This is a genomic window from Geodermatophilus sp. FMUSA9-8 (assembly GCF_037034165.1).
Lineage (GTDB): Bacteria > Actinomycetota > Actinomycetes > Mycobacteriales > Geodermatophilaceae > Geodermatophilus > Geodermatophilus nigrescens.
In genome coordinates this window covers 232198-254193 of record NZ_JBAGKE010000001.1, presented here as the reverse complement: position 1 = coordinate 254193, position 21996 = coordinate 232198, and the positions used below count along the sequence as shown (strand labels likewise).

General features: G+C 72.5%; 24 protein-coding genes. 16 read left to right on the top strand and 8 right to left on the bottom strand.

Annotation, left to right across the window (positions count from 1 at the left end; all coding sequences use genetic code 11):
• Nucleotides 1–146: 146 nt before the first annotated feature.
• Entirely contained in the window at nt 147–671 is a 525-nt protein-coding gene (locus WA616_RS01225; RefSeq protein WP_336026563.1) for a hypothetical protein, read from the bottom strand.
• A 343-nt stretch (nt 672–1014) separates the two neighbouring features.
• Between WA616_RS01225 and WA616_RS01220 the strand changes: the two genes are divergently transcribed.
• Complete coding sequence (locus tag WA616_RS01220) at nt 1015–1140, top strand: hypothetical protein (protein ID WP_336026561.1); 126 nt, start codon at nt 1015–1017, stop codon at nt 1138–1140.
• 700 nt (nt 1141–1840) lie between these two features.
• Here WA616_RS01220 and WA616_RS01215 read toward each other — a convergent pair.
• On the bottom strand, nt 1841–2860 hold the full coding sequence (locus tag WA616_RS01215; protein WP_336026559.1) for a sugar-binding transcriptional regulator: 1020 nt from the start codon (nt 2858–2860) through the stop codon (nt 1841–1843).
• 165 nt (nt 2861–3025) lie between these two features.
• Between WA616_RS01215 and WA616_RS01210 the strand changes: the two genes are divergently transcribed.
• The 3 genes from WA616_RS01210 (at nt 3026) to glpK (ending at nt 7210) form a co-directional block, all read left to right on the top strand.
• Complete coding sequence (locus WA616_RS01210; RefSeq protein ID WP_336026557.1) at nt 3026–4771, top strand: glycerol-3-phosphate dehydrogenase/oxidase; 1746 nt, start codon at nt 3026–3028, stop codon at nt 4769–4771.
• Between the two features lie 160 nt (nt 4772–4931).
• Entirely contained in the window at nt 4932–5657 is a 726-nt protein-coding gene (locus WA616_RS01205; RefSeq protein WP_336026556.1) for an MIP/aquaporin family protein, read from the top strand.
• Between the two features lie 38 nt (nt 5658–5695).
• Nucleotides 5696–7210, top strand: a complete 1515-nt coding sequence (glpK, locus tag WA616_RS01200; protein ID WP_336026553.1) for a glycerol kinase GlpK — start codon at nt 5696–5698, stop codon at nt 7208–7210.
• Between the two features lie 16 nt (nt 7211–7226).
• Here the strand turns inward: glpK and lepB are convergent, their stop codons facing one another.
• On the bottom strand, nt 7227–8018 hold the full coding sequence (gene lepB / locus WA616_RS01195) for a signal peptidase I (protein ID WP_336026550.1): 792 nt from the start codon (nt 8016–8018) through the stop codon (nt 7227–7229).
• Between the two features lie 235 nt (nt 8019–8253).
• Between lepB and WA616_RS01190 the strand changes: the two genes are divergently transcribed.
• The 3 genes from WA616_RS01190 to WA616_RS01180 all read left to right on the top strand — a co-directional run bounded on the left by WA616_RS01190 (nt 8254) and on the right by WA616_RS01180 (nt 10074).
• Nucleotides 8254–8862, top strand: a complete 609-nt coding sequence (locus WA616_RS01190) for a DUF6461 domain-containing protein (RefSeq protein ID WP_336026547.1) — start codon at nt 8254–8256, stop codon at nt 8860–8862.
• A gap of 215 nt (nt 8863–9077) precedes the next feature.
• Entirely contained in the window at nt 9078–9587 is a 510-nt protein-coding gene (locus tag WA616_RS01185; RefSeq protein ID WP_336027567.1) for a TlpA family protein disulfide reductase, read from the top strand.
• Between the two features lie 34 nt (nt 9588–9621).
• Entirely contained in the window at nt 9622–10074 is a 453-nt protein-coding gene (locus WA616_RS01180) for a hypothetical protein (protein WP_336026544.1), read from the top strand.
• A 100-nt stretch (nt 10075–10174) separates the two neighbouring features.
• Here WA616_RS01180 and WA616_RS01175 read toward each other — a convergent pair whose 3' ends face one another.
• The gene (locus tag WA616_RS01175; protein WP_336026542.1) at nt 10175–10549 is read right to left on the bottom strand and encodes a GntR family transcriptional regulator; all 375 of its coding nucleotides are present in this window, start codon (nt 10547–10549) and stop codon (nt 10175–10177) included.
• 4 nt (nt 10550–10553) lie between these two features.
• On the bottom strand, nt 10554–11435 hold the full coding sequence (locus WA616_RS01170; RefSeq protein ID WP_336026540.1) for a hypothetical protein: 882 nt from the start codon (nt 11433–11435) through the stop codon (nt 10554–10556).
• Nucleotides 11436–11653: 218 nt separating this feature from the next.
• Between WA616_RS01170 and WA616_RS01165 the strand changes: the two genes are divergently transcribed.
• The 4 genes from WA616_RS01165 to WA616_RS01150 all read left to right on the top strand — a co-directional run bounded on the left by WA616_RS01165 (nt 11654) and on the right by WA616_RS01150 (nt 14777).
• A complete protein-coding gene (locus WA616_RS01165; protein WP_336026539.1) occupies nt 11654–12223 on the top strand; it encodes a SigE family RNA polymerase sigma factor in 570 nt (189 codons plus the stop codon).
• Complete coding sequence (locus tag WA616_RS01160; protein ID WP_336026538.1) at nt 12220–13635, top strand: hypothetical protein; 1416 nt, start codon at nt 12220–12222, stop codon at nt 13633–13635. Before WA616_RS01165 ends, WA616_RS01160 begins: the two co-directional genes overlap by 4 nt.
• A 100-nt stretch (nt 13636–13735) precedes the next feature.
• On the top strand, nt 13736–13984 hold the full coding sequence (locus WA616_RS01155) for a hypothetical protein (RefSeq protein ID WP_336026537.1): 249 nt from the start codon (nt 13736–13738) through the stop codon (nt 13982–13984).
• A gap of 517 nt (nt 13985–14501) precedes the next feature.
• Nucleotides 14502–14777 carry a hypothetical protein gene (locus WA616_RS01150; RefSeq protein WP_336026536.1) on the top strand — a complete coding sequence of 92 codons (276 nt, stop codon included), beginning with the start codon at nt 14502–14504 and terminating at the stop codon, nt 14775–14777.
• A gap of 394 nt (nt 14778–15171) precedes the next feature.
• On the opposite strand, the gene WA616_RS01145 is transcribed toward WA616_RS01150, so the two are convergent.
• Nucleotides 15172–15465, bottom strand: coding sequence for a hypothetical protein (locus WA616_RS01145; RefSeq protein ID WP_336026534.1), 294 nt, complete (start codon nt 15463–15465; stop codon nt 15172–15174).
• 301 nt (nt 15466–15766) lie between these two features.
• Here WA616_RS01145 and WA616_RS01140 point away from each other — a divergent pair, with 301 nt between their 5' ends.
• Nucleotides 15767–16351: a hypothetical protein gene (locus tag WA616_RS01140; protein ID WP_336026532.1), complete on the top strand. Its 585-nt coding sequence runs from the start codon at nt 15767–15769 to the stop codon at nt 16349–16351.
• A gap of 187 nt (nt 16352–16538) precedes the next feature.
• On the opposite strand, the gene WA616_RS01135 is transcribed toward WA616_RS01140, so the two are convergent.
• Both WA616_RS01135 and WA616_RS01130 read right to left on the bottom strand, forming a co-directional pair.
• Nucleotides 16539–18026, bottom strand: coding sequence for a hypothetical protein (locus tag WA616_RS01135; RefSeq protein WP_336026531.1), 1488 nt, complete (start codon nt 18024–18026; stop codon nt 16539–16541).
• Complete coding sequence (locus WA616_RS01130; protein WP_336026529.1) at nt 18023–18634, bottom strand: SigE family RNA polymerase sigma factor; 612 nt, start codon at nt 18632–18634, stop codon at nt 18023–18025. Before WA616_RS01130 ends, WA616_RS01135 begins: the two co-directional genes overlap by 4 nt.
• Nucleotides 18635–18750: 116 nt before the next feature.
• On the opposite strand from WA616_RS01130, the gene WA616_RS01125 reads away from it, so the two are divergent.
• From WA616_RS01125 to WA616_RS01110, 4 genes are all read left to right on the top strand, one after another.
• The gene (locus tag WA616_RS01125; RefSeq protein WP_336026527.1) at nt 18751–19044 is read left to right on the top strand and encodes a hypothetical protein; all 294 of its coding nucleotides are present in this window, start codon (nt 18751–18753) and stop codon (nt 19042–19044) included.
• A 487-nt stretch (nt 19045–19531) separates the two neighbouring features.
• Nucleotides 19532–19750, top strand: a complete 219-nt coding sequence (locus tag WA616_RS01120; protein WP_336026525.1) for a hypothetical protein — start codon at nt 19532–19534, stop codon at nt 19748–19750.
• Nucleotides 19751–19962: 212 nt separating this feature from the next.
• Nucleotides 19963–20505: a dihydrofolate reductase family protein gene (locus WA616_RS01115; RefSeq protein WP_336026523.1), complete on the top strand. Its 543-nt coding sequence runs from the start codon at nt 19963–19965 to the stop codon at nt 20503–20505.
• A gap of 408 nt (nt 20506–20913) precedes the next feature.
• Nucleotides 20914–21801 (top strand): alpha/beta hydrolase, encoded by an 888-nt coding sequence (locus tag WA616_RS01110; RefSeq protein ID WP_336026521.1) that lies wholly within the window; start codon nt 20914–20916, stop codon nt 21799–21801.
• The last annotated feature ends 195 nt before the right edge of the window (nt 21802–21996 follow it).

Sequence of the window (21996 nt, the reverse complement as noted above, 5' to 3'; positions counted from 1 at the left end):
CATCCAGCGAAGGCAGAGGCCACGCATGACGCGAGGACGATGGCCACACTTCGCCGCCAGTCGTGGCCCGCACGTTTCGATGAGAGGAGCGGAGTGGGCTGAATCATCAAACCTGCTCTCAGCTATCGCGGATTCTTGGTTCCCTCTCAGCCGCGCTTGATCCTGACAATCTCCGTGTTGTTGTCGAACGAACCCATCGCGTTGAGCGGAAGGTACCAGGAGACATCGACATCGGAATCGTACTTCTGAAGCGTCACAAAGTTGCAGTTGCCGTTGCCCTGGATGGACGAGACGCTGTGTCCGACGTCCCAATAGTTCCGCAGGCGGTAGCCGGCGGAGTCGCAAGTTCCGTAGGCTCCGTAGTAGGAGTAGAGCACTCCTCCGCCCAGATACGAGTCGCGGTACTCGTTCATCAACAGAGTGCTGGCGGCGGCGGCTGATTCCTGGGGCGCGAGGGCGCTGTTGTCGGCTTCGGCATCCGCGGTGCTCAACGCCGCCTCGGGTGAGGTGGAGCAGGAGGTCCCGAGGACGATGGAAAAGCCCTGCGCATCCACCTCGTTCGAGAGGATCTCTGCGCAGTAAGTGGTCGAAGGCGGTGCTGCGCTGGCCGTGGATGCCCCGGCCACGACGAACGCAGCCGCTGTGATCGTCAGAAGGGGAGAACGCTTCATTGAGAACTCCTTCTTGGGGTGGTGAACTCGACGGTCGGACCCGCTGGCGCATGTGCTCACGGTGACGCCGAGTTTGCGGTGCGTGATGTCTAGCGACCCGCAGGATGCCCGTCAATACGACACCGGCGTGTTTCGCACGGAGGTGTCGGACGTCAGTTCAAGGCCTCGCTCCGGGGACGCCAACGTGCAGCGGCGCTGCCCCCTGGTCGGCTACGGGGCCACGCCGGCTAGTCGCGGCCCAAGGCTCGCCTCCGGCGCCCTGTGCACCTTCCGTGGCTCTCTACGAGGCCGGAGCGGAGCGCGTCGCGCTAGTCGTGGAACCGGACAAACCCGCCTCATCCGCGTGGCCGAACCAGCCACGATCCTGGTCAAGGAACGGCTTTGGCAGCGCGCGCTGCAGTGCGCACTGCAGCGCGGCTGCCGGATCAACGTCCTTGCCTGTCCACGGAAGGCCGATGATCTCGACTGAACCGGCAGCTAGAGGGGGTAAGGGCGGATCAGCCGACGTAAGGTGCTTGGGAGGGGTCGGCAGCGGGTCAGTGACGAGCCTGGCACCCGCGGTGCCACTCCGGCTGACCAACATGCTCCCTCGGAGGCTTCTTCAGGGTGTCTTTGGCCTGGGCCCACTTCAGCGGCGAGGCACACCGAGGCACTGATCCGAGGACGCTCACCTGGCCGCGACGGTCAGGGCCCGCTCCTCGTGGGACGTGTTTAGACCGGGTCGAGGGCCTGCTGGGGACCTCGTGCAGCTCGAGGTGATCGAGTCAAAGGGGTGGACTTCGCCGCCGACGGCAGCGACACCCATCCTGCCGGCCTTGCGCAGGAGCGATCCGTCGGAGCCGCGATGGACGACCGGTCGTAAAAACTCGGACCGAAGAGCACGGATCTGCACGCACGGGTTGCGCAGTCTGGTTACTTCGATGACGGCCGTTGAGTCGATCCGCAGCAGAGTGTGGCAAGGCAGTCCTAAGAGATTGACCGCGCGCGTCATGGTGTTTTCGCCGAGCTGGCCCGCGCGTACGACTCGACGTCGCTCGGTGGGCCGGCGCGGTGGCCCTTCTCGAGGAGGCAGGCGCACGGCGAGGAGGGCCCCGGCGGCGACGTCGGCAACGCGGGCGTCGGTGCGGCGCAGCGAGGTGGGCGGAGGGGCCATCGGCGCCTCTCGGCGATCAGGCGCCCCGGGCGCCCGAGATGGCGCCCGGTCCCTCCGTCGGCCGCCACAGCGGCACCGGGCGGGCGAGCGTGCGGTGGGTGAGCAGTTCATGCGCGGTGCGCTGGTCGAGTACCAGGTCGGTCAGCAGGTCGCCGGCTAGCGCGGCGATTAGCCCGGGCACCTTCGTGCCGCCGGCGACCGCGCACACCCGCCGCGGTATTCGGCGCAGCGCCGGCGGGAGCAGGCCGCTAGTGCGGGCGTTGAGCGGGATGCCCTCCCACGAGCCGTCGGCGCGCAGGAAGACCGTGCACACGTCGCCGACGACATGCGCGGCGGTGAGGTCGGCGCGGTCCCCGGGTGTCAAGTAGCCCTCGGTGTGCACCCGTGAGGGCACCGTCCCGGCCATCGCGCCGATGCCGAACAGCGCGACGTCGGCGGCCTGCTGCAGGCCGAGGACCCGGCGCACGCTGCGTTCCCGCCACATGGCCTGCCGGGTCTCTGGCCGGTCGAAGAACGCCGGCACCGGAAAGTGGTGCACCTGGGCATCCCACGCGTTGCCGAAGCGGCCCAGCACGTCGCTGCCGTAGCCCACCCCGCTGCTGTGGGTGTTCATCGCCCCGTTGAGCTGGACGACGCCGATGTCGCGCAGCGGCCGCGCCCGCAGGTGCTGGCCCACCGCGCTCGTCGTGGTGCCCCACGCCAGGCCTAGCGTCGTGCCGGAGTCGACCACCTCATCGAGCAGCGCGGCCGTCTCGGCGGCGACTGCCTGCAGTCGCGCCAGGTCGGAGGCGTCGTCCGGGACGGCGACGACGCGGGTTGCAATCCCGTACCGGCGGCCCAGTTCCGCGCCCATCGCCGCTGCACGTCCGTGCACGGGGTTCACGCTCACCGAGACGACGCCGGTCGCCCGCGCGGTGTCCAGCAGCCGCGAGATCGTCGACCGGGAGACGCCCTCCTCGTGCGCGATCGTCTCCATCGTGGCCCTGTCCAGCCAGAACCGTCGACTGACCCGTTCGATGCGGTCGTCCGGTGTCACGACAGCGACTCCTCTCGCGGGGTCTCGGGCGGGGGCCACGCTAGCCCCGACCGTGCACGAACGTGCAATGCGCTGCTGAGACCACCCCGTGGCGAGCAAGGTCATGTCCGTTCAAGGAACCAGCGGACCTCCGCTGGCGAACCAGCGCACCACCCAGGAGTGCCAATGCCCACCGCCCTGTCCCCGAAGAACCGTTCCGACGCCCTCGACCGCATGGCGGGCGACGTCCTCGACGTCCTGGTCATCGGAGGCGGGGTGACCGGGGCCGGAGCTGCCCTGGACGCGGCTAGCCGCGGCCTCACCGTCGGCCTGCTGGAGCAGCGCGACTGGGCCTCGGGCACCTCCAGCCGGGCCAGCAAGCTCGTCCACGGCGGGCTGCGCTACCTGGAGATGCTCGACTTCGCGCTGGTCCGCGAGGCGCTGCACGAGCGTGGCCTGCTCGTCGGCCGGCTCGCCCCGCACCTGGTGCACCCGGTGCCGTTCCTCTACCCGATCCGGCACCGGGTGTGGGAGCGCGCCTACATCGGCGCGGGCATCGCCCTCTACGACACCCTCGGCGGGCTGCTCGGCCGGGTCGGCGGCCGCGGCGTCCCGTTGCACCGGCACCTGTCGAAGAAGGCCCTCCGGCGGGTCGCGCCGTCGCTGCGCGAGGACGTCGCCGTGGGGGCCATCCGCTACTGGGACGCCAAGGTCGACGACGCCCGGCTCGTGCAGGTGCTGGTGCGCACCGCCGTCGGCCACGGGGCGCTGGCCGCCAGCCGCACCCAGGTGACCGGCTACCTGGAGGAGGACGGGCGGGTCGCGGGCGTGCGCGCGGTCGACCTGGAGACCGGCCGCGAGCTCGAGGTGCGCGCCCGCCACGTCATCGGCGCCACCGGCGTGTGGACCGACCAGACCCAGGAGCTCTTCCGCGCGCAGGGCCTGACCGTCCGGGCCTCGAAGGGCGTGCACATCGCCGTCCCGCGCGAGGTGATCGCTGGCGAGGACGGGTTCATCCTGCGCACCGAGAAGAGCGTGCTGTTCATCATCCCGTGGCCCACCCACTGGGTGATCGGCACGACCGACACCCCCTGGGACCTCGCCAAGGACCACCCGGTCGCCTCCGCCGCCGACGTCGACTACCTCCTCGAGCAGGCCAACACCGTGCTTCAGCGGCCGCTCACCCGCAACGATGTCCTCGGCGTCTACACCGGCCTGCGCCCGCTGCTACAGCCGGTCGGGGAGGAAGCCGGCGGCACCACGCGCGTCTCCCGCGAGCACACCGTGGCCACCGTCCGGCCGGGCCTGACCGTGATCGCCGGCGGCAAGTACACGACCTATCGCGTCATGGCCCGCGACGTCGTCGCCATGGCGCTGGCCGACCGGGCGCCCGGCGAGGACCCGGACGCGCCGATCCCCGCCTCGCTCACCGAGGAGCTGCCGCTGGCCGGCGCTGACGGCTACCTCGTGCGCCGCAACCGCAAGGCGCACCTGGCCGCCGCGCACGGCTGGACCGAGACGCGCGTGGAGCACCTGCTCGACCGCTACGGCTCCCTCGTCGACGAGGTGATGGCCCTCGTCGACCGCGACTCCGACCTGGGTCGCCCGCTGGAGGGGGCGCCGGACTACCTGCGCGCCGAGGTCGTCTACGCCGTTGAGGCCGAGGGCGCGCTGCATCTGGAGGACGTGCTCACCCGCCGCACCCGGCTGTCCTACGAGCAGTCCGACCGGGGAACGGCGTCGGCCCGCCCAGCCGCCGAGCTCATGGCCGGACTGCTTGGCTGGGACGAAGCGCAGGTGGAGCGCGAGATCAGCACCTACCTCGCCCGCGTGGAAGCCGAGCGCGCCGCGGAGGCCATGCCCGACGACACCTCCGCCGAGCGGGCCCGGCTGCAGGCCCCCGAGATCACTCCCTTCGCCAGCGCCTCCTGACCCGTCGGGCCGGCGGGGACGCCCCCGCCGGCCCGCACCCTGACGACCACCACACCGACGATCCCGGCCAGAGGAGGGCAGGACAGGGATCCCGCACGACCCGCCCGGACCGGGCGGGACCCCATCCCGGCACAATCCGGACACAGAGGAGTCTCTGGACGTGTCACTGTCTTCCGTCTTCTTCTCCGAGGTACTCGGCACGGGCATCCTGCTCCTGCTAGGCGTCGGCGTCGTGGCGAACGTGCTGCTCACCGAGTCGAAAGGCCGGGGTGCCGACTGGCTCCTCATCAGCTTCGGCTGGGGCCTGGCGGTCTTCGTCGGCGTGTACGCCGCTTACCGCAGCGGCGCACACCTGAACCCGGCAGTCACCGTGGGCCTGTGGGTATCGGGGGCCGATGAGTACGCCCCCGGTGTCGACATCACGATCGGCAGCACCTTGGTCTACTTCGCCGGTGAACTTGTCGGGGCCTTTCTAGGTGCCGTCGTGGCCTGGCTGGCGTACCGCGACCACTACGACGCTCACCCCGACGCCGGTGAGGTGCTCGGCACTTTTGCTACCGGCCCGGCCATCCGTCGCCCCGCCTCAAACGTCGTCACCGAGGTGATCGGCACCTTCGTGCTGATCTACGTCATCCTCGCCTTCGGCAACACGCCGACCCAGATCGGCCCGCTCGCCGTCGCTCTGCTCGTCGTCGGCATCGGCGCCTCACTCGGCGGGCCCACCGGCTACGCCATCAACCCCGCCCGTGACCTCGGCCCGCGCATCGCGCACGCCGTCCTGCCCATCCGCGGCAAGGGCGGCAGCGACTGGGGCTACTCATGGGTCCCGGTCGTCGGCCCGATCATCGGCGCAGTCCTGGCCGGTCTGCTCGCCCGGGTCTTCTGACCCGCCTACCCCGCTGCAACGACGCACCAGGAGGAACAGTGACCAGCTACATCGCCGCCATCGACCAGGGGACCACGAGCACCCGGTGCATGGTCTTCGACCACGACGGCGCCGTGGTGGCCGTCGGCCAGAAGGAGCACGCCCAGATCTTCCCGAGGGCCGGCTGGGTTGAGCACGACGCCAACGAGATTTGGGTCAACGTCCGTGAAGTGGTTGGCCAGGCGCTGGCCCGCGCGGACATCACCGGCTCCGACCTCGCCGCCGTCGGCCTGACCAATCAGCGCGAAACGACGGTCGTCTGGGACCGGACGACCGGTGAACCGGTTTACAACGCCATCGTCTGGCAGGACACCCGCACCGACCGCATCGTCACCGAACTCGGCGAGCTCGGCGGGGGAGCCGAGCGCTACAAGGACAAGGTGGGCCTGCCGCTGGCCACCTACTTCGCCGGGCCCAAGGTCACCTGGATCCTCGACAACGTCGAGGGCGCCCGCGAGCGTGCCGAGCGCGGCGAGCTGCTCATGGGCACGATCGACAGCTGGCTGCTGTGGAACATGACCGGCGGCATCGACGGCGGGCAGCACCTCACCGACGTCAGCAACGCCTCGCGCACGATGCTCATGGACTACAAGACCCTGCAGTGGGACGAGTCCATCGCCGCCGACATGCGCATCCCGGTCTCGATGCTGCCGGAGATCCGGTCCAACTCCGAGGTCTACGGCGAGGGCCGCAAGGCCGGCGCCCTGGCGGGCGTCAAGATCGCCGGCTCCCTCGGCGACCAGCAGGCGGCCACCTTCGGGCAGGTCTGCTTCTCGCCCGGCATGGCCAAGAACACCTACGGCACCGGCAACTTCCTCCTGCTCAACACCGGCAAGGAAGCGGTGGCGTCGAAGAACGGCCTGCTGACGACGGTCTGTTACAAGATCGGCGACCGCAAGCCCGTCTACGCCCTCGAGGGGTCCATCGCCGTCACCGGGTCGCTGGTGCAGTGGGTGCGTGACAACCTGCGGCTCATCGGCGGCGCGGCGGAGATCGAGGCGGTGGCCCGCTCGGTGGAGGACAACGGCGGTGCCTACTTCGTGCCGGCGTTCTCCGGCCTGTTCGCTCCGCACTGGCGCTCCGACGCCCGTGGCGCGCTCGTCGGGCTCACCCGCTACGTCAACCGCGGCCACCTCGCCCGCGCGGTGCTGGAGGCCACGGCCTACCAGACCCGCGAGGTCGTCGAGGCAATGAACGCCGACTCCGGCGTCGACCTCACCGAGCTGCGTGTCGACGGCGGCATGGTGGTCAACGAGCTGCTCATGCAGTTCCAGGCCGACATCCTCGGCGTCGACGTCGTCCGGCCCAAGATCGCCGAGACGACGGCGCTCGGCGCGGCGTACGCGGCGGGCCTGGCGGTCGGCTTCTGGGCCGACGAGGACGAGTTGACCAGTCAATGGGCTGAGGACAAGCGGTGGAGCCCAGCCATGGAGCCGGGCGCCCGCGACCGCTACTACCGCAAGTGGACCAAGGCGGTGCAGCGCACTCTCGACTGGGTCGACGACGAGGATTAAGCAGGGCCCCCTCGCCTCATCGCCTACTGGACCGCCGTAGGCCCCGGCGAGGGGCACCCGACACTGAGCGCCCGCGGGCGCCGTCCCCGGACGGGGCGGCGCCCGCGGGCCAGTGGGGGAGGGCATCGACAGGGGCGTGCCGACCTCGCCGATGGTCGACAGCGCGGCCGCGGCGGACCTCGTGCGCCGGGGAGTCGACGGTGTCGAACCGGCCGAGCGGCCACACGATCAGCGTCACCTTGCCGATGACGTCGTCGACGGCGATCGTCCCGCCGTACTGGTCGCCGATGTGCGCGGTCGAGTCCGCCGATGCCGACCGGTGGTCGCCCATCACGAACAGCCGGCCCTCCGGCACGGTCACCGGCCCGAACGGGCGGCTCTCGAGCGGCTCGGGCTCGTGGATGTAGGGCTCCTCCAGCGGCTGCCCGTTCACTGTCACCCGGCCCAGCGGGTCGCAGCAGGCCACCGTCTGCCCTGCCACGGCGATGACCCGCTTGACGAAGTCGTCCTCGGCCGGTGGGGCGACCCCGACCTGCCGGCCGACCCAGGTCAAGGCGGCGAGGAACCCGTTCGACGGTTCTGCGACCTGCACCTCCGGCGCCCACGTGTCCGGGCCGGTGAACACCACGACGTCACCGGGCTGCGGGTCGGTGAACCAGTACGAGGGCTTGAGGACCAGCACCCGGTCACCGGTGCAGCCCGGACAGCCGTGCAGCGTCTGCTCCATCGATCCCGACGGGATGAAGAACGCCTGCGCGAGGAACGTCTTGACCAGCAGCGCCAGTACGACCGCGACTACCAGCAGCACCGGCAGCTCCCGGACCAGCGACCCGCCGCCGTTCCGCTGCCGCCGCCCGAGGTCTCCTGCGGCCCGGCGCCGGCAGCCGCCCCTGCCCCGGCAGCGGCGGGGTTGAGCTGGTCGCGGCAGCTGTCACCTCGCCCGTCCGGGACGCGGTCCTGGGACCGCGGCACAGGAGGCCTTACGGTCTCGCGAGGAGCTGCCGCCACAGCGGCGGCCGACACGAAGGACGACGGACCGGGCCGTGAGCGACTACAGCTTTATCGAGCGGTTCGAAGCGCTGACGGTCACGTTCGTCCGCGGCTCGGACCTGGACCGTTGCGGGGAGGTGCTGCGGTTCCGGTGGCCGACGGAGTCGCAGGCCACCCTCGCCGACGCGGAGATGGCGCAGTTCGACGCGCTCGCCGATACCGGCGGCGCTCAAGCGGTCCTGCAGGTCGACGAGCTGGCCGGGTGGCTGGTCTTCGTCGAACCAGGCGGCTGGTTGACCACCGACCACGCCCTACTCGGTGCCCTGTCGGCCGGCGGGCAGGCGGTGTCGGTGTTCTGGAACGTCGAGGCCGACACCCAGTTCGCCTACGCGCGGCAGGGAGCCGTCGTCCGCAGCTTCGAGGCCGTGCTGTTCGAGCAGAGCGCGGTCGGGGAGCCTCTACCGCAGGAGGCCGGCCTCGGGTTTGGGCAGCCGCGCATCCCGGTGCGGGCCCTGATGATGGAGCTGGCCGAGCGGATCACCGGCGTCACGCTCGACGAGGAGTGGCTGCTGGATCGGTCCCGCCGGACGTGGCGGGCCACGGTGTACGAGCTCACCGACGCCAACCTCCCCTGGTACATGCGGACGCCCGAGCAGCAGTGATGCGCGTGGGGCGGTATGCGCACGGCGCGGACCAGACGCCGCCACCGGAGCGCGACTGCACGGTCCGGCACGTCGGCGGCGACGGCGCCGTGCCCGGTGTGCGACCGCACGCCGCGGCGGGCGCTGCCCCAGGGCTCCAGCACACTGTCGGTGCAGCGCGGCGGCCAGCCCGCCTGCCGGCTCGTCGCCACCGGCTCCTCGCGGCGGTGCTGCTGATGATCGGAGCAGTGGCTGGCTGCGGCGATCCGGGGGTCGACCCGACGCCGCACGGGCAGCTCATCCCCGTCGCCGACCGTGGACCGGCCCCGGCCATCTCGGGGGCGTTGGTCGGCGGTGGCACCTTCGACGCGCAGTCGCTGGACGGGCGGGTGTCCGTGGTCAACTTCTGGGGCAGCTGGTGTGGTCCCTGTCGGGTCGAGGTGCCGGAGCTGCAGGCCTTCGACGCGGCGATGCCTGATGAGCAGGTCGCCGTCCTCGGCGTGAACGTCCGCGATCAGGAGGACCTCGCGCAGGCGTTCCTCGACGGCCGTGGGGTGTCTTATCCGTCGTTGTTCGACCCGGACGGCGAGATCGCCCTCGCCTTCGCCGAGTACCCAATCACGCAGACACCGTCAACCGTCGTCGTCGATGACACGGGGCGGGTGGCGGCTGTCTACCTCGGAGCGGTGCCGGTCGAGGACCTCACGCATGCCACGGAGGCGCTGCTCGACGAGACGTCCGACTGAGGGCGACGCCTCGGGCGTGCGGATGGATGGTGCGGTGCGCCGCGCCGGTGACACGCTGACAGGCGTGGACGTCCTGGTGTGCTCGGCCTGCGGCACGGCGCTGACCCGGCCGGTGCAGCGGCTGCTGCAGCTGCCGGCGCGGCAGCCGCTGGCTGGCCCGGCGTACGCGGCGACCGTCGCGCCCGGGCAGTGGGCGGTCGATCCTGAACCTGCGTTCCGCACCGGCCGAGGGGAGCCTGTCGGCAGCGGCGGGTGCTTCGTCGTGCATCCCGACGAGCTGCTCGCGCTGCCCCCACATGCAGATCCGCGGCGCAGCAGCGGCTGCTGCGGCAGGGATGGTTTGGATGGTCCCAACGTCGTGTGCCCGGGCTGTGGTGCGGCGGTGGCCACGGTGCTCGATGACTGCTGGACCTACCGCGAGGCTCGGCTTGAACCGCAGCTGGTCACCGTGCGGACGGCGGTCGCCGGTGACGCGGACAGCGGCTGATCACACGGGCAGGCGACGGACGGCCGGACGGTACGGAGGGCCAGCTATGGGGCGGCCCGAGCACAACCAGCACTCGCCGCTCCCAACCCCAGTGGACGTGTCAGGGGAGCCGGGCCAGGGCTGCGCGCAGCACCGCGACGGCGGCGTCCTCGTCCAAGCCGTCGGCTCGGACGCGCTGCGCCAGCACCGCAGCCGCGTCGTGCACCGCAGTCCCGACCGGCGCCCGCCCCGGGTTCTCGGCGATGACCGTGCCGGTGCGTCGCCGGCTGACCACGACGCCGGCCGCCTCGAGCTCGGTGTAGGCCCGGGCCACGGTGCCCGCGGCCACGCCCAGGTCGGCGGCCAGCGCCCGGATGGTGGGCAGCTTGCTGCCCGGCGGCAGCAGCCCGGCGTCGACGACCGTCGCGATCTGGCGGCGGATCTGCTCGAACGGCGGCACGGCGCTGCGCACGTCCACGGTGATGTCCAGTGTCACGGCGTCAGCTCGCGCTGACGCGGCCATCGGCGGGCACCGTCGGCGCCTGCCAGCACGCGACGGCGACCGCGGCGGCCCCCGCAACGGCTGCAGCGATGAGAACGGCCACTCCGGTGACGCCGATCCCGGCGGGTGCGGCCGGGCCGGTGAGCGCGACGGCCTCGCGCAGCGTGCTGCCGACCATCAGCAGCAGCTCGGCGGCCAGCGCCAGGACCGCGGCGGTAGTGCCGCGCAGCACCCGATGCGCGGACGCCCGGCGCAGAACCGTCTCCACCTCCGGTTCCGCGGTGGCCACCGCCGCCCGCTGCGCGACGACGTGCAGCGCCACGGCCGTCGTCAACACCAGGACCAGCAGCCCGGCGGCGACCGGACCGCCGTAGTGCAGGCCGGGGAACGGGCCCAGCCGCGCCGCGAGTCCTCCTACCGTGAGGGTGCGCCCTGTGTGATCGGCGGCCAGCGCACCGAGGAACAGCACGGCCACGGTGACGCCCAGGCCCGCTGCGGCAGCCCGGACCAGCCCCCGGGGTGCTGCGTCGAACAGGCCGCGGCGGACGAGCGCGGCGCGCCTTATGTCCCCGCCGGGGCGTGGCCACGCCAGCTCGCCCAGGGCCAGCACGACCGCGTGCGCGACGCCGGCGGCCAGCGGGATCAGCAGCAGCACGCGGCCAAACACCCCGGGGCCGGTCAGCAGCGACAAGCAGACGACCCCGCAGCCCAACGCGGCGATGAGGCCCGCGAGCACCGCGAAGGCGGAGGTTCTGCGGGCATGACGGGCGGCGTTGATCACCGCGGGCTCCCGCCCGGGCGGCGTGCGGCCGATGACCGTGGTCACGCCGCCGACGACCACGGCTACCAGCGCCATCAACAGCCAGAGCGGCAGCGTCACACCGCACCCCGTTCCGTCATTGTACTGGGTCATTGACACAATGACGTGGCATCGGCCCCCGCGCAAGCCGCGTGGAGCCTTCATCGGTCACGGGCGCTCAGCCGAGGGCCCCTCGTGCGGCCGCCCACGGTGATCGTGACGTCTTCGTGACCGTCGGCTGTCGGTGCTCGGCGACGCTCGACGCGTTCAGAGGACGGCGGTCAGCGAAGGGAGCGTGGGTGGGCAGCGACGATGCAGGCTTCGCCGAGTTCGTCGTCGCCCAGCAGGCCGGCCTGCTCCGGCTGGCGACACTGCTGGCCGGGGACACCGGGCACGGTGAGGATCTGTTGCAGACCGCGCTGCTGAAGGTGTACCGCCGCTGGGGTCGGGTGTCCCGGCTGGAGCACCCGGCGGCCTACGCCCGCCGGGTGCTGGTGACCACGCACACCAGCTGGTGTCGCCGGCTGTCCACATCGGAGCAGGTCATGGAGAGCCTGCCCGACCACGCCGACCCGGCCGCTTCGGTCGAGGTCGACCACGACCTGCGGGTGGCGCTGCAGGCGCTGCCACCACGGATGCGGGCGGCGCTGGTGCTGCGGTACTTCGCCGACCTGACCGAGGAACAGACCGCGCAGGTCATGGGCTGCGCGACCAGCACCGTCAACACCCAGGTCGTGCGCGGGTTGGCGCGGCTGCGCACCGTCCTGGCCGCCCCGCAGGACGCGCTGGCGCCCGCCCCGCCGACCCCCACCCCGCGGAACACCGACGCCGCCCCCTACACCTGGATCGTGCGGGAGGACCTGCCGTGACCGACGTGACCGAGCTGCGCAGCCGTCTGCACGCGCTGGCGGACGCGACGACCGCCGCACCGCGCCTCGACCTGCCCGAGGCGCTGATCGGCGAGGGGCACCGGCGCCGCCGCCGGCGGCGGCGCACCCTGACCGCGGTGGCCGCCGCGGCCGCCGTCGTCCTGGTCGCGACTCCTGTCGTGCTCGACCGGCTGCCGAGCAGCGCTGCGCCGGCGCCCGGCGTCGGGGTCGCCGAGCCGGGCGAGCCGACGATCCCGGAGGGGCAGGCGCCAGCGGCGGTCCTGCCCGACGCCGACGTGTACTCCGGCCCGACGCGCGGGTCGCTTGCCGGGGACGCCGCCTTCCTCGCCGGAGTGGCGGAGCTGCCGTGGCCGGAGCTACCGCCCGGGTTCGAGCCGGTCCCCGACGGGCCGCGCACGGTCGTCTACGCCACCGAGCAGTCCGGGCGGCGGTGGGCGCTCGTGGCCGTCGACGCGAGCCCCGAGCAGGTGGTGGTCACCTGGTTCGCCGGGCCGCCCGGTGCGTCGCCGGAGCAGATGGGGGTGCCCACCTTCCCGAAGCGGCTGCCGCGGTCCACGCCCGCCGCCGTCATGGACGCCGACACCGGCACGGTGCTCGTCGTCGCCGCCCCCGGCGACCGCCTGGCGGCGTCAGCCCGGCCCGAGGTCGACGCCGCGGGCACTGTCGGTCGCACCTTCGAGGCGGTGCCGGCCACCGATGGCACCGGGGCGGCCGTCGTCGGCGCCCGGCCGACCTGGTCGGACTGGTCCGTGCGCGTCCGGGTGCAGCGCGGCGACGACACCGCCACCTTCGTGCCCGTGCCGGCCACGCGCGGCGGCTACGTCCCCGCGCCTACTCCGGTGACGTCGCTGCGGCCGGCGCCGGAGCCGTCCCCGGCCGACACCACTCTCGACGCGCAGCCCGACGAGATCCTCGGTCAGGCCGGCCTGCCCGCCGACGAGGTCACCTTCACCGCCTTGTGGACCGGTGACGTTCCGGCCACACGCGGCCTGACGGCCCGTGTCCGGCTGCTCGCCGCCACGCTGCCCTCGGGCGCGGTCTACGTCACCGCGTCCGCCGGCGTCGCACTCGGCGGGACATCGTTCAGCGGCTTCACCTGCGGCGCCGGAGTGCTCCCGGCCGGCGCGCCGGTCGTCGAACGCACCGTCGCACTGCGGTGCACCCATCCCGACCTCGCCGGCGACCAGCTGCTGGTCGCCGGTCCTCTGCAGGGCGCCACCGTGCAGCTGATCACCGCGGACGGCGCCGTCACCGGCGAGCACCCGCTGCCGGGCGGCGCGGCCGCCATCCCCGTCACCGGAGCCGTGTCGGCGGTTGCGGTCCTCGACGCCGCCGGCACCGTCATCGCCGGGTCCGGTGTGGTCGTCCCGCAGTCGCTTGAGGACCGATGAGGGTGCGTGGCGGACTTGGTCCACCGCGCGGCCGCCATTTCTCCGGCGGCTCATCGCTACACCTCAAGCACCGACGGTCCAGTATGCGAGCCACGAGGGGGTGGAGATCGTGCGTTACGTGCCTGCGCGGGAGATCCTCGGCGATGACCCAGAACTTGTTTACGTCGTCGAGGTCAAGGTGCCGGTTCGAGCAGGAGAGGCGTTCCTTGATGAGCTGCTCATGGTCGTCGGAGACGCGGTGGGCAAGTTCGAGCAGACGGTCCCTGACCGCACCTGGGTCTCGACCGTCACGGGCTACGGCCCACCCGGTTACGGTGCACCGGACGACGCCGCACCAAGCACGGACTGACCCCGGCGCATCCGCGGTTGACCATCACCGTCGACGGCGCGGTGTTGATCTCATCGGAGTCGTTGCGATCACGTGTGGTGCGCCGTGGCAGGTCGTCGACGACGATGACGCGCCGCTGTCCGTGCGCCTGACCGATGAACGAGGGACCGTTCCCTTGCGGCGGTCCTGAGTCCGTCGACGGTGCTGGTGCGGTGCGCGACGTTCGGGGGTGGGTCGGCTGACCCCGAGGGGGTGTCGTACTCGCCGTTGCGCACGCCGGCTGCCACGCTGGCGAGCTGCCCGGCACGGGCGGCGCGTGCTGACGGCCGCCGGCTCGCAGGCGTGCACGCTGCGGCTGTCCCACCGGCTTACCCGCCGACCGTTCGGAGGAACGATGACCGGCACCCAGACGGACCCGAGTGTGCAGGTGAGCCGGACAGCCGCGGGCTCCGCCGTCGGACGGAGCTGCCTGGTCGCAGCCGTCGTCGGGGTGGTCGTCGGCCCCGTGGGCCTAGAGGGGTTCGCCTGAGGTGCACGGTTGTTCTACGGCACCCTCGGAGGGCTGATCGCAGGTGCCGCCATCGGCGCTGCGAGTGGCGCACTCGGACTGGCCGGAGCGCTGCTCGCAACTCGGCTGGGTGCGGACCGGACCTCGCGGCGCTCGACCTTCGTCGGGGTCGGCGCAGCGGCGGCGCTGGGGATGGCCTGGTGGGGTCGCCCCGTGTGGGATGCCCTGGCCACGCTCGCGCTCTTCGCCGGTCTGGCCGGCATCACCGTGCTCTCCGGCGCCCTGATCGCCCGCCGGTCGTTCTGAACGGGCCGCGGCCGGCCGGCCTGCGACTCGAGCAGTGGGTCGGCAGGGGCGCCGCAGCGCCACGGAGTGACACGGGGAGGAGGGTGACCGGGTGAGCGGGCGCGTTGAGCGGCTCCTGATGGGCCCGCGTGGCCGGGCGTTGTGTCTGCGGCTGGTCCTCGACACCGTCGCGCGCGCCTGGCCGCCGCTGTCCTGGGCCCCGGAGCGGCCGGTTACCCGTCGGGCGGATCGACCTCCAGGTAGCACGGCGGCCCCTGGCGGACGCGGTGGCCGAGGTGGACCTGGCGGCGGTGGCCGCCACCGACAGCGGGCTGGCCCGGCAGGTCGCCGGTTGCCTCCGATGAGCTCGCGGCGCAGTCCAGCGGTGCTGGCGCGTGCTGTGGCGCGGCGGCAGTCAGTCAGGCTGTTGTGCGCGGCGTGCGTGCCGCTCCTGCAGCGCCTTGAGCATGGCGAGACCAGCCAGGATGCACATGCCGCCGACGAGCATCCAGTCCGCCCATCCCCGCTGCCAAGCGACGTTGGCCAGGGCGGAAATGACCGCGGCGGCAAGAAGTACCCACGCCAGGCCCATCGGCCACCGCGCACGATCCCTCGGGGTCACGGACGTGACCGTAGGGCGCACCTGCTGCGCCTGCGCGGTCACCACCGCGCCCGACCCGATGGGTGCTCGCGCGGACAGCCGTTTCATCGGTTGCAGCGAAGGCGCGGGCGTCGCAGTCGACTGGGACCGGACGAACCTGCGGCTGCAACTTCCCCGACAACCTGGGGGAGCGACACCCGGGCCGAGACCTACAGGGCCGCGGCGAGTAGCCGGTAGCGGCGCCGGAAGCCTCAGTCGTGCCCGGGCAGCCTGGAGGCGGCTATCTGCGGTGCCGCTGTCGGAGCACTGCCCTACCGTCCGCGCCGTAACCGAGGAGGAGCCCCGCGGGCGCCGGAAGCGCACGGTCGACCCGGTGGTGGGGCCTGCGCAGCGGCTGTGGCACGGGCCGGTGCGCAGCCTGCTCCTGCACCATGTCGTCGCCGGCAAGGTCGTCGTCGACCCGGACGGCATGAGGGCGTTGGCCCGGGACAACCTGACCCGGTTGCAAGCCCAGCGAGCTCCTGCCGCGGCAGCGCCGCTGGACGAGTGGGCACGGCTGCTCGACGGCCCACTGCTGGACCTCCTTGAGGTGCTCACCTCCCGGTCCGAGCACGCTCAGCGCCTCCGTCAGTACAGCCCCTTCGCTGGCGCGCTCACCGACACCGAGCGGGAAGCGGCGCTGGCGGCATCTCGCGTCGAGCGGTCGGCCGGAGATGGCCCCCAGCCTGCGCCGCGCGCCACGCTCCCGGTCGCGGGTCCGGAGGTGCAGGTGCGGATCGACCTGCCGCTGGATGTGCAGAGCACGTCCGAGCGCGGGTGGCCGTGGGCGTTCGTCGATGAGGCCCCCGATCCGGCCGTCGTCGTACCCGGCGCTCACCTCGTCGCCGGCGACGACAGCGAGCCGGTTCTGGTGCGGGTAGTCGAGGTCGACGCCGACGGACGAGCCCACGTTGAAGTTCTCGGCCGACTGCGTTCGCGGACCTCCACCTCGTAGACGACGACCGGGTGCTCGCACGGATGCCTCCCGTGGGCGCCCGACCGTCGGCGACACCGACTTCGGGACGCTGCCGGCGTCACGCAGCTCGGCTGACCGGCGCCGAGCCCCCGCCGCGTCGACCGTCCACGGGTCACGATGGGATGCGGTCAAGGCGAGGCGCAGTGGGACCGGCTCGGCCGTCGGGTCAGTCGGCTGTCAGTAGTCCGGTGCGGCCCAGCGACCGCCCGTCGGCGGTGAACGCCTCCACGGAGGTGACGGTGTCGACGACCGTCTCGGGGTCGGTGGTGACCAGCGTGCCGTCGGTGAGGGGCTGCTCGTCGATGAGGCGCCCGTCGGCGTCGAGGAGTTGGACGGTGGCGGCGGTGGTGGGGGCGATGACGACCAGGCTGGTGTTCGGCGTGCCGGTCATGTCGGCGGTGGTGCACAGCAGCGCGAAGGTGCGGTCGGCGACCGGCGGGCCGGCGGGCAGGGTGAGGGTGAGCCAGTCCTGGCCGCAGTCACTGCTGCCGGCGCTGCCGTCGGCGAACCACTGGGTCGGCATCGCGGTGATCAGGACCGCGCCGGAGGGCACCGTGGCGGTGGTCAGGGTCATGGTGACCGGCTCGTCGGTGTCTGCGGGCAGTGGCCCGGTCCAGGGGCTGGTCAGCTGCAGCTGGTCGGCGGGGAGGCCGGTCTGCTGGACGAGCAGGTTGGCGCCGAAGCCGTCGGAGGGGTCGGCGCCGGGTGGCAGGCCGGTGGGCTCGCGCAAGGTGAGGACCTTGAGCTCGCCCTCGGTGGGCGGAGCGGTCGAGGTGGCGTCGGGGGCTTCGCTGGTGTTGACCTGCACGCCCGAGCGCAGCACCCGGTAGGCCATCGCGGACCCGTTGTCGATCTCGAACGCGGCGGTTCCGTCCGGGGTCTCGACCGCCTGCCAGGTGCGGGACTCGGTGCCGTCGGCGGCGTAGTCGGGGCGCGCGGAGATCTCGACGACGTCGCCGGGCGCGGCCAGCACAACGGTGGCGCCGGTCGCGGTCTCGCGGAAGGCGAACGGCTCGCCGTCCATCCGGCCGTGAGGGGTGGTGGTCATCTGCAGCTGGTCGGGTGCTGCGCCGGCGGGGCCGGTGAACACCGCCACCGCGGTGGAGCCCAGGGCGCCGAGGTCGGTCTGGCGTTCGGGGTCGGTCACGGTGGGGACGGCGTTGTTGGCGCCGGCCACGAGAACCAGGCGCGTTCCGCCGGGCACGTCGCCGGCCCACAGCACGCGGCGGGTGTCGGCCGGTGCGTCGGGGATGCCGGAGGCCTGCGGATCCCGCCCGGCCAGGGCCGCGTCGCTGACCCACGGCAGCGCGGTGTACTGCGCGAGCAGCGCCGGGTCGGCGGCCAGCGGCCCGCGCGGGGGCAGGGCGAGGATGTCCACGGCCGGGGCGGCGGGTGCGGTCGGGCTGGGCGCGGCGGCGCGTTCGGGCGCCTGGTTGCGCAGCTGCATCAGCCCGATGGGCACGGCGGCGACCACGAGCGCGGCGGCGGCCGCGGCGGCCAGCACCGCCGCCCGGTGCCGCAGCCGCCGGTGGTGCAGTGCGGTGAACGCGGCCGCGGACAGGTCCCGGCCGGTGTCGGCGGCGCCCTCGTCGGCCCAGGTGCGTAGCTCGGCGCGCAGTTGGTGCTCGGTGCTCTGGAGGTCCTCGGTGCTCATCGGTGGTCCTCCTCGACGGTGTGGCGGAACGCGGACAGGGACCGCACGGCGGGGGAGCCGGGGTTGGAGCCGGGGCCGGGGTGCGGTGAGGGTGGGCCGGTGTCAGCGAGGGCCTCCCGCAGCCGCGCCAGGCCACGGAAAGCGGTGGACTTCACGGTGCCGACCGAGCAGCCCAGCAACCCGGCGGTGTCGGCCTCGGTCAGGTCGTCGAAGTAGCGCAGCACCAGCACCGCCCGCATCCGCGGCGGCAGACCGAGCAGCGCGGCACGGAGCAGCAGCCGGTCAGGCACGCCGTCGTGGTCGGCGACGCCCACCTTCTCGACTGCACCCGGGCCGGCGGACAGGTCGATGGGAACCTCACGCCAGGACCGGCGCCGGACGCTGTCGATGTGCCGGGACACCAGCGTCTTGCGGGTGTAGCCGATCGGGTCCGTGCGCTGATGCAGCCGCGGCCAGCGGCGGAAGGTCTCCAGCAGCGCCGCCTGCACCAGGTCCTCCGCGCGGCCCAGGTCACCGGTCAGCAGGAACGCCGTGCGCAGCAGCGACTCCCGTCGCTGCTTGACGAACGCGTCGAACGCCGCCGCCTCGCCTTCGCTCAGTCGCGCCATCCGCCCCCGCCTCGTCGCATCCCCACCACCACCGACGCGACGAGGCCCTGGAATGGTTGCTCACGTGCCGGCGGCGGCAGTCGGACTGGGCCCATTTGGGCTGCCAGACTCCGCGCGTGACGAGCTACCGGGTGACGATCGAGTACACCGTCGACGTCGTCGACGAAGCCGCCCTCACCGCCGCCGCCACCACGGCGTGGGCGTTGCCGGTCGAGCCCGCCTGGTATGTCCGTTTCGACGACGACGGCACGGTGGGCCACACCCCGCCGAAGGAACCGGCACAGGTAACCCTCGGGGCGCCGGCCGCAATCTGCCTCCTGCTCAGCCAAACGCAATATCCGACGATCGCCGGTCTGCAGTTCACCTCCAGTGGCATCAACGCCGAGGAGTACCAGCCGACCACGGACTGACCCCGGCGGGCCGACGCCGACCGGTGAGACAGCGGACGCCACGCCCGACCGCGTGGGCGTCAGTCAACAGCCAGTCAACAAGACTTCTGATTCTTTCCGCTGTCGACCAACTACGTCCGTCAAGGAGAGTCCTGGTCAACCGCGACTTTCCAGAGTGGCCAACAACGATCCCGCACGCTCACAACGTTCCGCTTCTTCGCCCACCCGGCGGTGCAGGGCCGCGGACGCCGGCTGTTCCCCGACGGCCACGAGATCCCGCGGCTGCGACTGACCGACTCGCGAGCGTTCGTCAGCGGCATCACCCTGCAGCGCTACGCCGCCCGCTGACCACCGAGGTGAGCAACCTGGACGGCGAGCGCATGGCGCCCCTGCGCCCGCTCATCGGGCAGTGGCGGACCTCGGGGATCGTCCTCGACGAGCACGGCACCGAGACGGCCATCATCGCCGCACCGACACCTACCGCTGGCTGCCCGGCGGGCGATGGATCGTGCACGAGGTCGACGTGCTGATGGGCGACGAGCGCACCCAGGCCCTCAAGCTCATCGGCGGTCGGGACGAGGCGACCGGCGGCTGGCAGATGCACGCCTTCGACACCGGCGACGACCCCGGCCGCATGTCCCTGTCGGTCCACGACGAGGGCCGTTGCTCCTGCAGGGCGACGGCGTCCGCAGCTGGTTGCGACCGACCGCGGGCCCTGACCTCATGACGACCCGCTGGGAACGCGAGGTGGGCGGCGCCTGCTGCCGTGGATGGACATGCGCTTCCAGCGTCGACCGGCTTCCTGACCACGAGCCGGATCCGGTAAACCGCTCGGGCCGCTGGGTCGGTTCGGCGCCGACTCGTCTCCCCGTCGGCGATGAGTCGGTGCGGCCCGATCGGTCACCATCTCGAGTGGGATGACGAGAAGGAAGCCATGCCATGGAGCTGACCACCACGACGTTCGTCTCCGTCGATGGCGTCATGCAGGGGATCGGGGCGCCTGACGAGGACCGCCGCGGGGGGTTGGAGCGCGGTGGGTGGACCACGCCGCTGTTCGACGCCGAGACGGGCGCGTACCTGACCGGGAGCTACCAGGGCGCTGACGCATTCCTGTTCGGTCGCCGCACCTTCGAGATCTTCGCCGCATCCTGGGGAGCGGTGGCGGATCCGGGCATCAACGAGGTGGCGCGATCGCTGCACGAGCGGCCGAAGTACGTGGCTTCCGCGACACTCACCGCGACGACGTGGACGAACACCACCGTCCTCGCCGGCGATCTGGTGGCGGCCGTCACTGAGCTCAAGGCGCGGCCCGGGAGCCAGGTGCTGGTCCCCGGCAGCGGCGCCCTGATCCGGTGGCTGCTCGCTCACGACCTCGTCGACCGGTGGACCTCGTCGTCTTCCCCGTCATCGTCGGCCAGGGCGTGCGCCTGTTCCCCTACAGCGGCCCCACCCGGGTGCTCGAACTCGTCGGATCTCATGTGACGGCCCGTGGTGTCTGGATCCAGTCCTACCGCCCCGCCGGACGCCTGCAGTTCGGTACGTCGACCGCCGACCTACGTCACGTGGACCGGGGCCCGCAGCCGGGCCGAGGGGGTGCGTCGCGGCACAGCAGCCGGCAGTGAGGTACGGCCAGACCGCGGTCCGCAGGACCGATGCGGTGGCATCGTCGGCGACGAGGTGCACGAGCGTGCAGCAGCGGTCGAGAGGGCCGTCCTCCAGCGGAGGCGGCGAGCACTGCTGCACCGCCCCGAGGCCGCAGCCGCAATCGCCGCAGTGGGTGCGTCGGAACGAGAGCGGGGTAGGTCGGGGACCATGCCGTTGCATCCGCAAGCCGCCGCCGTCCTCGACCGACAGCGCCGCGACGGAGTCCGGCCTGACCACGAGCTGACAGTGGCCGAGGCGCGTGCGGCGGCCGACCGGCCGGCGAGCGCCGTCGAGGCCATCGAGGCCGTCGCCGAGGTCACCGAGACGACCGTGCCCGGCGTGGCCGGGCCGGTGCCGGTGCGCATCCACCGGCCGGTCGAACCCCCGGGCGGAGTTGTCGTGTACCTGCACGGCGGCGGACACGTCACCGGCACGCTGGACAGCTACGACGGGCTGACCCGGAGGCTGGCCAACCGCGTCCCGGCGACGGTGGTGTCGGTCGGCTACCGGCGGGCTCCGGAGCACCGCTGCCCGGCCGCGGTCGAGGACGCCCAGGCCGTCTACCGCTGGGTGCTCGGGCGGACCGCGGCGCTGGCGCCGGGCAGCGAGGGCAGGGTGGTGGTGGCCGGGGACAGTGCCGGTGGCAACAACGCCGCGGTGCTCGTCCGGTGGCTGCGGGACGCGGGGACACCGCCGCCGGCGGCGCAGGTGCTGGTCTATCCGCCGGTGGACGCTGTCGCCTACCGCGAGCGCGCGTACGCCAGCCACACCGAGTGCGGCGAGGGCTCTGGCCTGCTGAACGCCGACGGGCTGGCCTACTGGGACTACTACCTGGGGCCCGATGGCGATCCGGCGTCCCCGGACGCGTCCCCGATGCGGGCGGCGTCCCTGGCGGGGCTGCCGCCGGCGTACGTGCTCACCGTCGAGTTTGACGTGCTGCGCGACGAGGGGGAGGCCTACGCCGCGGCGCTGGCCGCCGCGGGCGTGCCCGTGCGGACCCGCCGCTGGGACGGCCACCTCCACGGCCTCCTGGGCGACCCGGCCACCTACGACGACGCCGAGCCCGCCTTGTCCGAAATCGCCGACGCCATCCGGTCCGCTTTGACGGTCCATGGGGCTCCAGTGCAGATCTAGTGCACATCCGGTGCACAACAAGCCGTGTCGTAGTTCGTGGCGACCTACATCAGACAACTGCAACGAACCAGCTCAGAAGCTTGTGTCATCACCAACCGGTGCATGCCGGAGGTCCGGCGCGGGATGTAGGAATCTGGTCACCGTGCCTAGACGGCGCCGCGCCTACCAGGCGCCCGTGCCACCGCTGATCCGGTC